This window comes from Rhodococcus sp. G-MC3, assembly GCF_030063335.1.
Lineage (GTDB): Bacteria > Actinomycetota > Actinomycetes > Mycobacteriales > Mycobacteriaceae > Rhodococcoides.
The window spans coordinates 251,231-265,379 of record NZ_JASISW010000003.1; the positions used below are offsets into that span (position 1 = coordinate 251,231).

Annotated in this window: 14 protein-coding genes; 7 read left to right on the top strand and 7 right to left on the bottom strand. The window is 62.8% G+C overall.

Annotated elements, in window-relative coordinates; translation table 11 throughout:
- Positions 1 to 290 precede the first annotated feature (290 nt).
- Positions 291 to 1,808, top strand: coding sequence for a cutinase family protein (locus tag QMK17_RS04610; protein WP_283507327.1), 1,518 nt, complete (start codon positions 291 to 293; stop codon positions 1,806 to 1,808).
- Between the two features lie 78 nt (positions 1,809 to 1,886).
- Here the strand turns inward: QMK17_RS04610 and QMK17_RS04615 are convergent, their stop codons facing one another.
- The 5 genes from QMK17_RS04615 to QMK17_RS04635 all read right to left on the bottom strand — a co-directional run bounded on the left by QMK17_RS04615 (position 1,887) and on the right by QMK17_RS04635 (position 5,161).
- On the bottom strand, positions 1,887 to 2,192 hold the full coding sequence (locus QMK17_RS04615) for a DUF1416 domain-containing protein (protein ID WP_283507258.1): 306 nt from the start codon (positions 2,190 to 2,192) through the stop codon (positions 1,887 to 1,889).
- Position 2,193: 1 nt separating this feature from the next.
- On the bottom strand, positions 2,194 to 3,030 hold the full coding sequence (locus tag QMK17_RS04620; protein WP_283507259.1) for a sulfurtransferase: 837 nt from the start codon (positions 3,028 to 3,030) through the stop codon (positions 2,194 to 2,196).
- Between the two features lie 64 nt (positions 3,031 to 3,094).
- On the bottom strand, positions 3,095 to 3,580 hold the full coding sequence (locus QMK17_RS04625) for a DUF4395 domain-containing protein (protein ID WP_283507260.1): 486 nt from the start codon (positions 3,578 to 3,580) through the stop codon (positions 3,095 to 3,097).
- A 391-nt stretch (positions 3,581 to 3,971) separates the two neighbouring features.
- Positions 3,972 to 4,385, bottom strand: a complete 414-nt coding sequence (locus QMK17_RS04630) for a thioredoxin family protein (RefSeq protein ID WP_283507261.1) — start codon at positions 4,383 to 4,385, stop codon at positions 3,972 to 3,974.
- Positions 4,382 to 5,161: an LmeA family phospholipid-binding protein gene (locus QMK17_RS04635; protein ID WP_283507262.1), complete on the bottom strand. Its 780-nt coding sequence runs from the start codon at positions 5,159 to 5,161 to the stop codon at positions 4,382 to 4,384. The genes QMK17_RS04630 and QMK17_RS04635 overlap by 4 nt, the downstream gene beginning before the upstream one ends.
- 165 nt (positions 5,162 to 5,326) lie before the next feature.
- Between QMK17_RS04635 and QMK17_RS04640 the strand changes: the two genes are divergently transcribed.
- The 6 genes from QMK17_RS04640 to pstB all read left to right on the top strand — a co-directional run bounded on the left by QMK17_RS04640 (position 5,327) and on the right by pstB (position 11,203).
- On the top strand, positions 5,327 to 6,100 hold the full coding sequence (locus QMK17_RS04640) for a winged helix-turn-helix transcriptional regulator (protein ID WP_283507263.1): 774 nt from the start codon (positions 5,327 to 5,329) through the stop codon (positions 6,098 to 6,100).
- A gap of 6 nt (positions 6,101 to 6,106) precedes the next feature.
- Positions 6,107 to 7,024, top strand: coding sequence for a mycothiol synthase (gene mshD, locus QMK17_RS04645; protein ID WP_283507264.1), 918 nt, complete (start codon positions 6,107 to 6,109; stop codon positions 7,022 to 7,024).
- A gap of 197 nt (positions 7,025 to 7,221) precedes the next feature.
- The gene (pstS, locus tag QMK17_RS04650; RefSeq protein WP_283507265.1) at positions 7,222 to 8,319 is read left to right on the top strand and encodes a phosphate ABC transporter substrate-binding protein PstS; all 1,098 of its coding nucleotides are present in this window, start codon (positions 7,222 to 7,224) and stop codon (positions 8,317 to 8,319) included.
- Between the two features lie 99 nt (positions 8,320 to 8,418).
- Positions 8,419 to 9,462: a phosphate ABC transporter permease subunit PstC gene (pstC, locus tag QMK17_RS04655; RefSeq protein WP_283507266.1), complete on the top strand. Its 1,044-nt coding sequence runs from the start codon at positions 8,419 to 8,421 to the stop codon at positions 9,460 to 9,462.
- 3 nt (positions 9,463 to 9,465) lie between these two features.
- The gene (gene pstA / locus QMK17_RS04660) at positions 9,466 to 10,374 is read left to right on the top strand and encodes a phosphate ABC transporter permease PstA (RefSeq protein ID WP_283507267.1); all 909 of its coding nucleotides are present in this window, start codon (positions 9,466 to 9,468) and stop codon (positions 10,372 to 10,374) included.
- A 52-nt stretch (positions 10,375 to 10,426) separates the two neighbouring features.
- The gene (pstB, locus tag QMK17_RS04665; protein ID WP_283507268.1) at positions 10,427 to 11,203 is read left to right on the top strand and encodes a phosphate ABC transporter ATP-binding protein PstB; all 777 of its coding nucleotides are present in this window, start codon (positions 10,427 to 10,429) and stop codon (positions 11,201 to 11,203) included.
- Positions 11,204 to 11,433: 230 nt separating this feature from the next.
- Here the strand turns inward: pstB and phoU are convergent, their stop codons facing one another.
- On the bottom strand, positions 11,434 to 12,111 hold the full coding sequence (gene phoU, locus QMK17_RS04670; RefSeq protein ID WP_283507269.1) for a phosphate signaling complex protein PhoU: 678 nt from the start codon (positions 12,109 to 12,111) through the stop codon (positions 11,434 to 11,436).
- A gap of 72 nt (positions 12,112 to 12,183) precedes the next feature.
- On the bottom strand, positions 12,184 to 14,097 hold the full coding sequence (locus tag QMK17_RS04675; RefSeq protein ID WP_283507270.1) for an LCP family glycopolymer transferase: 1,914 nt from the start codon (positions 14,095 to 14,097) through the stop codon (positions 12,184 to 12,186).
- Positions 14,098 to 14,149 lie beyond the last annotated feature (52 nt).

The window sequence follows — 14,149 nt, forward strand, 5'->3', positions numbered from 1 at the left end:
CCACGGCGATGAGTTTAGACCCAGCCCCTCGGCGGTTCCGAATGCGGCCTCAGGTTCGAACCGCAGCCTCGTGTCAGCCCTACCCAATAGTGGCTTTTCCCAACGATTTCCCCTTCGGGTGGTTCATGTCACATCGGCTGTCTACAGATCGTCCTGGAGGGGGTACGTTTCCATGGCGGCGTCGGGCTGGGGTGGGAAATACCGGGCGATTCTGGCGTGTCCGAAGGTATTCAGCTCTGGGGAGGGATCCATAAATGCGGCGCCGATCACGTGCTGGCTCGACCATGTCCATGTTCGTGACGATTGTGGCTACGTTGCTGCTGATCGTGCCTGCGGCGGCGTCCGCGGCTCCCGATTCGGGCTCCTCGGAGACAGGATCGACCGGCAGTGAATCCGGTTCTTCGGACGGTCCGAACATCGACCCGAACAACTACGCGCAGGGTTGCCCGGACGTGCTGATGGTGTCTGTGTCGGGAGCGACCGACTCCGACGCCGATCGTGACCCCCTCAACGAGGAATCGCGTTCGCCGATTTCCAACTGGGTTGGCAATGTCACGCTGCCGACAGGGCAGGCGAACAGCGCCAACCCTGGGTCGGTCGGGTGGGTCTATGTCCCTTACCCGTCGACCTATGGTCTCGACGTACTGGGCGAGGTGGATCCGTACCAGAAATCGACCATCGCAGGCGTCGACTCCACGAATCGTCTACTCGACGAGTACAAAACGAAATGCGGCGACAACACCAAGTTCGTGTTGCTCGGTTACAGCGTCGGCGGCGAGGTGATCGAACGCGTGACCCAGGACATCGGTCATCGTGCGTCGGACGCGTTGGTCACCGGTGAGGACATCGCGGGCGTCGTCATGATTGGAGCCCCGTACCGACCTGCCGGTGTTCCCAACTTTGATCAACCTGGCCCGAGCGGCGGAGGTTTCCAGGGTCAGGCGCCACGAGATTATGGCTCACTGAACGAGAAGGTGACGTGGTCGTGCCGTCCCTACGACCTCGCGTGCGACGCGCCGGACAACATCGTCGCTCTGCAACTGGCGCTGGGCGTGCTCGGTCAGATGCGCATCACGCTTGTCGACCCGGTTCGAACTATTGCGGATTTCGCGCGCACGGTCTCATCCATCGCGACTCGGGCCATCATCGACATCGCAGTGAACAAGAACTGGGCCGAGTCGGATGAGACTCTTCTCGAGGTTCTGCTGAAGGTCTCGGACCAGACCTATCGGGTCGACGAGCAGAAGGCATGGGACAAACTGACTCCGGATCAGCTTCTCGCAGATCTGAACTGGGCGATGGGCCCGGGTGCCGAGACGGTGCAGGCGAAGCTGCGCGCCGAGGGCGAGGGGCTCGTCGAAAACAACAGGGGCATCGTCGATGTCGTGGTTGCTCCGTACATCTTCATCGGATTCCTTCAGCATCTCCTGTACTGGAACAACAATCCGAACGACGGACGCGACTGGGAAAGCGAAAAGATTGTTGCGTGGGTGACCGACCTGGCAAAGACCGAACGCGAGAAGAAGAACACCGACGTTGCACCGATCGCTCCGGCGCCTGATGCTGTGCCGCTGCCGGAGGCCGTGCCGCTGCCGGAGGCCGTGCCGTTGCCTGATGCTGTGCCGCTGCCGGAGGCTGTGCGAGAGCCTGATCCCAAGGTCTTGCCCACACCGGGCACCGTCACCCGCGACAGCGATGTGGGAGCCTTCCTCGAGTCGCTCGGCATCGTGCCGCCTGGGGTGTTCACTCCACAGCTCTCGACGGTGCCCGAGCCCGCGACCGGTGCGCCGGAGACCACACAGGGTTAGACATCGACTGAAGAACCCCCGCACCGTGTTGGTGCGGGGGTTCTCGTTACTACAAGTAGATCGGTGCCTACGAGAAAATCAGACTCCGACGGTCACGTTCGCCGAATGGACGCCTGCGCCCTCGGGGGTGATCTCCGACTGGCCGTTGCCCGAAGCAGACAGTGCACGCAGAGTCCACGTGCCCGGTGCGGCGAAGAAGCGGAAGTCTCCGGTGCCGGACGCTACGACCTCGGCCGTGAACTCTCCGGAGCCGTCGAGCAGGCGCACGAATGCGCCGCCGACGGGCTCACCGTCGGCGGCGAGGACGCGGCCGGTGATGACCGTTTCCTTCTCGACGTCGACTCCTGCGGGGATGGTCTGGCCCTGTACGGGTGCTCCACACATATCAGTGAACCTCCAACTCGATGGGTGCTCCGACGAGGGAGCCGTACTCGACCCAGCTGCCGTCGTAGTTTTTCACGTCCGACTTGCCGAGCAATTCCTTCAGAACAAACCAGGTGTGGCTCGAACGCTCGCCGATGCGGCAGTAGGCGATGGTGGCCTTGTCGTCGTCGTAGCCTTTGTCCTTGTACAGAGCCTCGAGAGCGTCGTCATCCTTGAACGTGCCGTCCTCGTTGGCGGTGGTGCTCCACGGGATGTTGATAGCGCTGGGGACGTGTCCGCGCTGCTGCGCCTGTTCCTGCGGCAGGTGCGCGGGGGCGAGGATCTTGCCGGAGAATTCGTCGGGGGAACGCACGTCGATGAGGTTCTTGTTGCCGATGGCGTCGATGACCTCGTCGCGGAATGCACGGATCGACAGGTCGGGTACCTCGGCGCGGTACTGCGTCGTCTCACGGGTGACCACGTCCTTCGACAGCGGGCGGCCGTCGAGTTCCCACTTCTTGCGGCCACCGTCGATCAGCTTGACGTCCTGGTGGCCGTACAGCTTGAAGTACCAGTACGCGTACGCCGCGAACCAGTTGTTGTTGCCGCCGTAGAGAACGATGGTGTCGTCGTTGGCGATGCCCTTGGATGACAGCAGGTCCGAGAACTGATCCTGGTTGAGGAAATCGCGGCGGACCGCGTCCTGGAGGTCCTTGCGCCAGTCGAGCTTCACTGCGCCTTCGATGTGACCGCCGTCGTAGGCGCTTGCATCCTCGTCGACCTCGACGAAGACGGTCTTCGGAGCGTTCAGGTTCTGCTCGGCCCAGTCGGCAGAGACCAGGACGTCGGAGCGAGCCATGGGGATCCTTTCGGTGTTTCTTTTCTAGGTTCGGGAACGGGTCGGGTGTTGTGGGATCGAGCGGTCAGACGCGAGCGGATTGTGTCCGCAGTCGCGCCACGAGTGGGTAGATCTGGCAGCCGAGGCAGAATGCGAACGCCGCGTTGAGGAAGGCTGCGAACAGTGCGAAGCCGGTGGCAACGGCACCGATGATCGGTGCTCCCACCGCGAAGCCGAGCACCCCGACGGCGGCGAAAACGAAGCCGACGAGCTGAGCGAACTTCAACGGAGCGACGGGTTCGCGATCGGTGGTCGGTGCAAGCCTCGGTGCCACGACAGCGGCGAACAACGTGCCGTACGGGCTTCGTCGAGGTCCGCGGACTGCGCCTGCGGCGAAGACGACAGCCTGCAGGGCGAGCAGGACGGCAGCGACGGTGGTCTGGAAGGTGGACAGTGCGAGGACGACAACGAGAACGACCGTGGTGATCCACGCCGCGAAGCGTGGCCCGCGTACGTCGACCTGCTCGGCCGAGGTCGAGACATCGGCAGACGGCGAGATATCAGCAGACATTGTGTGTAGCTCCTGCGTTCGATGAGTGAACAGGCAACTGCGCGAAGGAAGTGAACTGCGCCAGAAGGTGAACGGTGGTTCACCGGATGGGCTTCGGCCTTGCGATTCTCGAACCCTGCATTTCTCGAACTCTGCATTTCTCAAACCCTGCATTTCTCGAACCACGGCCAAGCTGCACGACGACGGTGCATTGGCGTTCGGGACTGTGCGTTCGGGACTGTGCGTTCGAGGGACTCTGAGTTCGAGGGACGTGCGTACGAGGGCTCAGCAGCAGCGGCGACAGCAACAACCGCCCAGTCGGCACAGGTCTACTGTGCGGCGACTGGTGAGTAGCAGCTCGTGGCGGGTCAACACAAGAAAGCATCCTACCGGAGAACCGCGACCAGCAGAACTAGAGGCCGGCGAGCGTCGATCGTAGGTCGCCTGCTTTGGGTACGCCGGAGATCCGAGCCCTCTCCACCAGGCGTTCGTCCAGGACGAACGTGGTCGGAAGCGACAGCACTCCCAGTGCGCGGGCGAGTTCGGGGTTGGTGTCGATGTCCAGTTCCAACTCGACGGCTCCCTCGACGTCGTCCACGACCTGCCCGACGACGCGTCGGACGGCGGCGCAGGGTCCGCACCAGTCCGCTGAAAAGTGCAGGACCGTTGTCGAACCCGGCGATGCGCCCGCGGCGATCAAGAGCGTGCGAGTCTCGGGCGACGCGTCCGTCGTTGTGGTCCGCACCCTCCCGGCGCGGGACCGATAAACCAGCCCGAACGCGGTTCCGGCGACCAAAACCGCCACCAAGATTGTGATCCCGATCACGGCTGCTCGATTTGATCCAGGTCGATCGTCACGTGCTCGACGCTACCCTCGATCACGATTTGCGAACCTTCCGCGCGGACCTCGGTCGGCAGTATCCCGAACGGCAGAGTTTGGCTGTCGACGGTCTTGGTGAACAGTCCGAGTACCGCAGGTTTTGCGAAGTCCGGAATGGAGAAATCGGCGTCGCCTTCCGGCCCGAAATAGAAGTCGCTCGCCACGATGTTCACGCTGTCACCATCGAGCACCAGATCCGCCTGGACGCTGACCTTCGTCTGGATCGGGCCCACCGGAACCGTGCCGGTCAGCACGACTCCACCGTTGGTGGTCATCCCCGAGCCGCCGGAACCGCCGGTGCCGTCGGACTTGTCGGCTGGTGGCGCAGAAACCTGCAGGTCGACGATGCCCAGGAACTGGCCGAGGTCCGTTGCCTCGATGCGTACTCGTCCTTCGAGTCTGTCGACCGGCACCGTGTTCACCGTCCCGTCGATCAGGTCGGACAGGGGCACGGACACGCCACGAACATTTGCCTCGATCGTCGTGGATCCGACGTAGTCGGTCGGCACGTCCGACGCCTTGATCTCGATGTTCTGGTACTTGCCGTCGGCGGCCTGGGTAAGGAAGGGGAAACCGTGAAAAGTTACCTGCGGGTCGGACGACAAGTCCCCACCCTCTCGAATGGCACGTGATACCCGGTACTCGGAGTACGCCGCTGCCCCGAAGTCGACGACGAGGGCCAGAGCCAGCAGGCTCACGAGTCCGATGATCAGTTTGCGCATGACGACCATTGTGACCGACTAATCGGGCACGGCGGCGGGCGGTGCGCCGCCGGAGCACGCTAGTCTTACTTACTGAACAAGCAGTCGGCTTCCACGGGGGAGTCGCAGCTTCTCGACCTACGACTCGACGCCACGTCGACGGACAGCGGTAAGAATGGAGGCTGTGTGGAGCTCCTGCTTCTGACCTCCGATCCCAATCCGGAGGCTGTTCTGCCGTCCCTTGCGCTACTTGCGCACCATGTACGGCCTGCTCCCACCGAAGTGTCCTCGCTTCTCGAAGCAGGCTCGGCGGACGTTGCGCTGGTGGATGCCAGGACCGACCTTGCCGCGGCCCGCGGATTGTGCAGGCTTCTCGGCAGTACCGGGTCTGCAATTCCGGTGGTGGCTGTACTGACCGAAGGCGGCCTCGTCGCCGTCAACTCGGAATGGGGCCTCGACGACATTCTTCTGCCGGGCACCGGTCCGGCCGAACTCGACGCGCGGCTTCGCCTGCTCGTTGGGCGTGCGGGCGGCGTCGCGAGTCCCGAAGCGTCGGGAAAGATCACGCTCGGCGAACTCGTCATCGACGAGGGGACCTACACCGCCAGGTTGCGCGGCCGACCGCTCGACCTCACCTACAAGGAGTTCGAACTCCTCAAGTACCTGGCCCAGCATGCCGGCCGAGTGTTCACTCGTGCCCAGTTGCTCCAGGAAGTGTGGGGTTACGACTTCTTCGGCGGCACCAGGACGGTGGACGTCCACGTCCGACGCTTGCGCGCCAAACTTGGCACCGAGTACGAGTCGCTCATCGGAACGGTCCGTAACGTCGGCTACAAAGCCGTACGGCCGAGCCGTAACACGAAGGGTGGAGCGCTCGTTCAGGACGGCGAAAACGGTAACGAGGCCGACGACGTCGAGTTCAGTTCGATGGGCGGCGCACCAAACGGAAGTACGGCCTGACAAGAGATGACCTCCCAGTTCGACGTCGCCCGCATCGACTCCGCGGCAATCACAACAGAGATTTCCGAAGAGATTCGGGCGATCGTCACACACGCCACCGAACACGACGGCACCGCACCGCTCTCGGAGCAGGCCGTCAAGGCTGTGTCCTCCGACAGCGATGTCCGTCATCTCGTTGCGGTCGACGGGGGCCGGATCGTCGGATATGCCGGTACGACGCCGCGAACGCCGGGGAATCCGCCGATGTCGGAAGCCGTCGTGGATCCGGAGTTTCGACGCCGAGGAATCGGCCGCACGCTCGTGGAACGTGCGCTCACCGACGGAGGTGAAGGCGCTCGAATCTGGGCCCACGGAAACTTGGACGCTGCTCGGGCGCTCGCGGCGGCACTCGAGCTGTCGATCGCACGGGAACTTCTTCAGATGCGGCGTTCACTGGCCGGCCCGGAGCTTCCCGATGTGGTTGTGCCGCAGGGGATAACGCTCCGAACTTATCGTGGGCATCAGGACGACGACGAGTTGCTCCGCGTCAACAATGCTGCGTTCGCGTGGCATCCCGAGCAGGGCGGGTGGACCGAGAAGGACATCGCCGAGCGGCGCGCCGAAGAATGGTTCGACCCCGCTGGGGTCTTTCTCGCTTTCGAAGAAGGAACAGACACTCTTCTCGGATTCCATTGGACCAAGGTGCACGCCGCGGAAGCCGGCGAAGATGAAATCGGCGAGGTGTATATCGTCGGCATCGATCCCGAAGCGCAGGGCCGGGGGTTGGGTCGCGTCCTCACGCTGGCAGGACTGCACTATCTACGCGGGCGTGCGTTGGGAAGTGCCCTCCTGTACGTCGAAGCCGACAACACGGCCGCCACGCATACATACTCGCGTCTCGGTTTTACGAGCTTTCACGTCGACTCCGCTTACTCGCGTAGTTGAATCGGGCACATTGCCCATTCTGTTCATCTTCCGTTCACCGTTCTGGGGGTAGCCGTCCACTGGCTCCCCTTACCTTTTCTCTGGGCGGCACAGACGCTGCCCGGTGCGAGTCCTTTGCGGCCGGCACCTTCTCGTCCCGTTGCTCGGCCTTGTCGGCCCGATCGGCGACCACGGCACAAGATTTCCGGAGGAAACAGGTGAAGCTCAAGCGCAGCGCGTCTTTATTAGGCGCAGTGGCGATCGGCGCCATGCTACTGACTGCATGCGGCAGCGACGCAAACGTCGAAGCGGCTTCAGGGTCAGACTCGGCAGCCACGTGCGAGGGCAAGTCCCCTCTCACCGGTGAAGGCTCGTCGGCTCAGCAGAATGCGATGTCCAACTTCACGTCCATCTATTCCGGTGTCTGCGCCGGCAAGCAGGTCGAGTACACGACCAGCGGCTCCGGCAACGGCCGCACGCAGTTCGTCGCAGGGCTCGTCGACTTCGCGGGTTCGGACTCGTCCATCAAAGACGAGCAGGCAGCCGCAGCGGCACAGCGGTGCGCGAGCAACCCGGCATGGAACCTCCCGCTTGTCTTCGGGCCGGTCGCCATCGCCTACAACCTCGACGGGGTCGACGAGCTCGTCATCACGCCCGAGGTTGCAGCACGCATCTTCACCGGGCAGATCAAGACCTGGAACGACCCGGCGATCGCAGCACTGAACGAGGGTGCAACGCTCCCGACCACCGCGATCACCCCGATCTACCGCTCCGACTCCTCGGGCACCAGCGACAACTTCCAGCGTTTCCTCGCAGCCTCTGCTCCCGAGGCCTGGACCCTGAACCACAGTTCTGACTGGGCCGGTGGCGTCGGTGAGGGTGCGAACGGATCATCGGGTGTTGCGCAGGCCGTGTCCGCGACCCCCGGCTCGATCACATACGTCGAGAAGGGCTTCGCCGATCAGGAAAGCCTTGGAACCGCAGCCGTGGACTTCGGCAGCGGGCCGGTCGAGCTGAGCAGTGAGACCGCCGCTGCAGCCATCGACTCCGCCACCTTCAAGGGTGAGGGCAACGACCTCGTCATCGATATCGACGCTCTTTACGGAAGCGACGCAGCGGACACCTACCCGTTGGTTCTCGCTACCTACGAAATCGTCTGCTCCAAGGGCTACGACGCCGATACCACCGCGGCAGTCAAGTCGTTCCTGCTCAGCGCGGCGAACGAGGGCCAGCAGGGCCTGGAGGAAGCGGGCTACGTGCCGCTTCCCGGGTCGTTCAAGGAGCGTCTGGTCACTGCAATCAATGCCATCTCCTGATTAAATGAGACGAGATCCTGCTTCGGCACCATGGCCTGACCGCTGTGGTGCCGGAGCGGGACCGCCGTCGTCAACCACCACACGAGAGACGTGAGCGGTATGAGCGACACCCACTCGATTACCGGCAGTCCATCCGCGGCCAGCATCTCCGCGGGCGGCGTGCCGCGGAACACGGAAGAACCCAAGCAATTGCCGGAAAACAAGGCCAAGGGCGGCACCGTTACTCGCCCTGGTGACAGGATCTTCTCTACCCTTGCCACCGGCTCGGGTGTCTTCATCATCGTTCTCATCGCGTCGATCGGTGGGTTCCTGCTGTGGCGTGCGATCCCGTCGCTGCAGAACAACACGGTCAACTTCCTCACCTACAACGGGCAGTGGGACACCTCGAACACGGCGGCAATGGTGTTCGGTATCCGCGATCTGTTCCTGGTGACCGCGACGGTGTCGATCTTCGCTCTGATCCTGGCGATGCCCGTCGCACTCGGCATCGCGATCTACTTGACGAACTACGCACCGAAAAAGGTTGCAGGCCCTCTCGGCTACATCATCGACCTGCTCGCTGCAGTCCCGTCCATCGTGTTCGGTCTCTGGGGCCTCTACGTTCTCGCACCGGCGATCAGCCCGTTCGCGGAATGGCTCAACCAAAATCTGAGCTGGTTCCCGCTCTTCGCCACAGGTTCGGTATCGATTGCAGGCGGTGGCACCATCTTCACCGGCGGCATCGTGCTGGCCGTGATGATCCTTCCGATCATCGCCGCCGTCACCCGCGAAGTGTTCATCCAGACCCCCAAGGGCCAGGTCGAAGCAGCGCTTGCTCTCGGTGCAACGCGCTGGGATGTTGTCCGCACCACCGTGATCCCGTTCGGTAAGTCCGGCTTCGTCAGCGGCTCGATGCTCGGTCTCGGACGCGCCCTCGGTGAAACCATCGCGCTCTACATCATCATTCGGAGCGTTCAGTCGAGCTTCGGATGGACACTGTTCGACGGTGGCAGCACGTTTGCGACCAAGATCGCCCTTGCCGCAGGCGAATTCAATAATCAACTGCAGGCAGGTGCGTACATCGCCGCAGGCCTGGTGCTGTTCGTTCTCACCTTCGTGGTCAACGCAGGCGCACGCGCCGCGATCGCAGGAAAGAAGGACTAGGTCATGACCGCAACAATGGATCGACCGGTCAAGGAACCGACCTTCAAGGGCGTCAGTGCTCGTCGCAAGTTCACCAACGGGTTGGCGACCGTGCTCGTCAGCCTGTCGGTGCTGATCGCACTGGTACCACTCGTGTGGGTCCTCTACACCGTTGTATCCCGCGGAATCTCCGTTGTCCTCACACCGACATGGTGGCAGAATTCACAGGCAGGCGTCACCCAGTTCATCCCAGGCGGCGGTGCTTATCACGCCATCGTCGGCACACTGACCCAAGGCTTGTTCTGCGCACTGATCTCGATTCCGATCGGCATCTTCGTTGCCATCTACCTTGTCGAATACGGCGCCGGAACTCGCCTCGCCCGGGTGACCACTTTCATGGTCGACATCCTCACCGGCGTTCCGTCCATCGTCGCGGCACTCTTCATCTACGCGCTGTGGATCGCGACGTTCGGCTTCGATCGGTCCGGTCTCGCCGTGGCACTCGCTCTGGTGCTGCTGATGATCCCGGTCATCGTGCGGTCCTCGGAAGAGATGCTGAGGATCGTCCCTCAGGATCTGCGCGAGGCGTCGTATGCGCTCGGTGTCCCGAAGTGGAAGACGATCGCCAAGATCGTCGTCCCGACGGCTCTGTCCGGCATCGTTACCGGCATCATGCTCGCTCTCGCCCGCGTCATGGGTGAGACGGCTCCGGTGCTGATCCTGGTCGGATCCGCCACCGCGATCAACTTCAATCTGTTCTCCGGGCCGCAGACGTCTCTGCCGCTGATGATGGTCGACCTGCAGAAAGCAGGAACCGGCGCGCTCACCTCCGAGCGCATGTGGGGAGCGGCCTTGACGCTGATCCTGATCATTGCCCTGCTCAATATCGGCGCGAAGTTGGTCTCGAAGTTCTTTTCGCCCAAGAGCTTCTGACCGCTCGTCCCGTCTACGACACTTCACGCCGAGAGAATTACAGGAGCCGACCATGGCAAAGCGTCTCGACCTCAAAGACGTCAACATCTACTACGGCAAGTTCCAGGCCGTCGCCGGGGTAACCCTCGCGGTCCCGCCTCGCGGAGTCACGGCGTTCATCGGTCCCTCGGGCTGCGGCAAGTCGACCGTTCTCCGGTCGCTCAACCGTATGCACGAGGTCACTCCAGGAGCGCGCGTCGAGGGCTCGGTGCTTCTCGACGGTGAGGACATCTACGGCAACGGCGTCGATCCCGTCGGTGTGCGCCGCACGATCGGTATGGTCTTCCAACGGCCCAACCCGTTCCCGACGATGTCGATCCGCGACAATGTCGTCGCAGGCCTCAAGTTGCAGGGCGGCAAAGGAAAGAAGGAGCTCGACGACATCGCCGAGCGTTCCCTCAAGGGTGCCAACCTGTGGAACGAGGTCAAGGACCGCCTCGACAAGCCGGGCGGCGGACTCTCCGGTGGCCAGCAGCAGCGTCTGTGCATCGCTCGAGCCATTGCCGTGCAGCCCGACGTTCTGCTGATGGACGAGCCGTGCTCGGCGCTCGACCCGATCTCCACGCTCGCCATCGAGGACCTCATCGGCGAGCTGAAGAAGGACTTCACCATTGTCATCGTCACGCACAACATGCAGCAGGCTGCGCGTGTGAGTGACCAGACCGGATTCTTCAACCTCGAGGCGACCGGCAAGCCCGGCAAGCTCATCGAGATCGACGACACCGAGAAGATCTTCTCCAACCCAACGCAGAAGGCAACCGAGGACTACATCTCGGGACGCTTCGGGTAGACCCGCTTGCACGAAGAACCCCCGGCCACTGGAGTGTCCGGGGGTTCTTCGTGCGCGGTGGGGGTTGGGCGGAGTGGGGTTGTGGGCGCTGGGGACCGGATGCGTCCTTGGGGCACTACTGAGTGTACGAATGCCTCCTTCGGTCTCTGGCGTGACCGTAAGTCTCATTCGGTCTCTGGGGAAGAGACCGAATGAGACGTTCGGTCATCGAACAGATCGACAAGAATTCCTCAGGCGCTGGGGAGCTTGGTGGTCTTTCTCAACTCGACCGGGAGCTCGCCGGTGACGAGGAAGATGACACGACGGCCGACCTCGACGGCATGGTCGGCAAAGCGTTCGTAAAAGCGTCCGAGGAGTGTGACATCGACGGCCGCGGCTACACCGTGCTTCCATTCCCGGTCCATCAGAACAGTGAACAGGTGGCGGTGCAGGTCGTCCATCGCTTCGTCTTCGTCGCGAAGCTTCGCTGCGCGTTCGGGATCGCGGGTCTCCAGTACCTCGCGAGCCGATGCCCCGAGCTGTATGGCGATCCGACCCATCTCGGCAAAGTAGCCGTTGACCTCTTCGGGGAGTGCGTGGTTCGGGTGACGACGACGGGTGATCTTCGCTACGTGGAGGGCGAGGACGCCCATTCGGTCGATATCGGCGACGATCTGGATGCCGGAAACGACCGAACGGAGATCGCCTGCGACGGGAGCCTGCAGGGCGAGCAACGAGAATGCCTTCTCCTCGCAGATTGCGCTGAGTTCGGTGATCTTGTCGTGGTCGGAAATCACCTGCTCGGCGAGAACCAGGTCGGCTTGGAGGAGTGACTGGGTGGCTTTGTCCATGGCAGAGCCGGCCAGGGTGGCCATCTCACCGAGGAGATCGGCCAATTCGTTCATCTGTTCGTTGTAGGCGACGCGCATAGATCGCAAGTTTAGTGGGTCGCACCGACCGATTCGAAGTCCCGCGGGTGAACGGGGCATGAATGGATTTTCTCAGGCGCAGGTGTCGTCGGCGGCGTTGGTGTATGCCAGGTTCTCGGGTAGAGGAGCTGCTTCGGTAGTGCCTTGCCCCTGAGCGGCCTCGACCGGCTGCCCGAATGCAGTCGGAGCGTTGGTGTAACCCGGGTAGTCGGAGCCGAGGACGACCTCGACGACGCTGTCCAGTCCCGCTGCCTCCTCGACGACGGCCCCTGGAATCGAGGACGCCACGGTGGCCGCTTCGGACTCCTGGCCGGGGGAGTATCGGACGACGGTGGCAGCGGCGGTACCGGCAAAATTGCCTACATCGAGTATCTGGAATCCGTAGGTCGACAACTCGGACGAGGCTGTCGCAGCCATACCCGCGGCCTCGGATGCGTTCGAGACCTGAACAGAGACGGTAGTCGGGTCCACTGCGAGAGTCGGCGCTATCGGTTCGGTCGACGCCTCGGTAGTGGGAGCCGGTTCCTTGCGCTCCTCGCCCGGCAGCGGCTGATCATCGATGATTGCTCGGAACAGCGCAGCAATCGCACCGTCGACGGGGATTTCGTTACCCCAGTCGTTCGTTCCGTCGGTGGGAAGTGTCAGGAATGTGACGGCACCGGCATCTACGTCCTGCAGTGAGCGTCCGAGGGTGATCAGATCCTGGGTCTTGACGTTCTCGACGAATGTGTCGCGGGTGAACGCGTTGACGAATCCGCTGAGCTTGCCCGGATCGAGCAGCACTTTGTTCGACAGTGCCGAACGCAGGAGCGACGACAGGAATCGCTGCTGCCGTTTGATGCGACCGTAATCACCGTTGCCTTCGGATTCGACATGGCGTGCGCGCACGTAATTGAGCGCGGTCTTGCCGTCGACGTGCTGCTCGCCGACGTTCGGCAATACGGTCCCGAGTTCGTAGTCCACAAGCGGCTGGGGCGTGCAGACATCGACGCCACCGACCTCGTTGACCATCGATTCGAAACCGGCGAAATCCATGCCGACAAAGTGACCGATTTTCAGGCCAGATATCTTCTGAATGGTTTTGACCAGGCATTTCGGACCGCCGAGGGCGTAAGTGGCGTTGAGTTTGTCACCGTCGGCAGCGGGGTAGATCTCATCGGTGTATGTGTTGGTGTCGTTGTCGAAGGCTTCGCATTCCGGTCGTTCGACGTCGAGGTCACGCGGGAACGACACCGCAACGACACGGCTGCGATCGGCAGGGATGTTCACGAGCATGACGGTGTCCGACCGCGCGCCTTCGGCGTCATCGACCGTTCCCGCGCCGACTGCACCACTTGCTCCGGTACGAGTGTCGGTGCCGACGATCAGATAGGTTTCGTCGCCGTACTGGCCTGCGGCGTCGATGACATCGGTCGAGTCGGGATCCAAAGCTGCGACCTGTGCGAAGCCCTGATCGGTACTGCGAAGATAACCCCAGACGACGCCGGTGAGCGCCACGGAAAGAATCGCAATGATCGAGACGAGGCCGCGGGTTGCGTTCAGAATGCGCTTTCGGCGACGAACCTTGCTCATCGCAAGGCGCGTGAGTGCCGGGCGATCCTCGGCGGGAGATCCCACGGCCTCTGGCTGTGCTGCAACCGGAGGCGGAGTTCGATCCGTGATCGGGGCGATCTTTTCGGTCGGAGCCTCGACCTCCGGACGCGATACCGGTGTGTCGTCTTCTGCCTTGCGGCCCATCAGTTCGGCTACCGAGATCGTGTCGGGTTTGTTCGGGGAACGCTTACCCAAACGACGAAGGCGGCCGCTCCGTGACTCGGAATCGGGCTGCACCGCGGGATCGGGCTGCGCCGCGGGTCGATCGCGGGGCGCCGCGGGTCGATCGCGGGGCGCCGCGGAGTCCGAAGGTTGATGGATTCGCGAGATCGGGCGTTCCCACGGCGCGCGACTTTCGGGCGCAGGTGGCCCCGAATCTCGATCGTCACCCACGGATTCTTTCCCGGCCTTCCTCGAACATTTCAAACGTCACCCTCAATTGGGC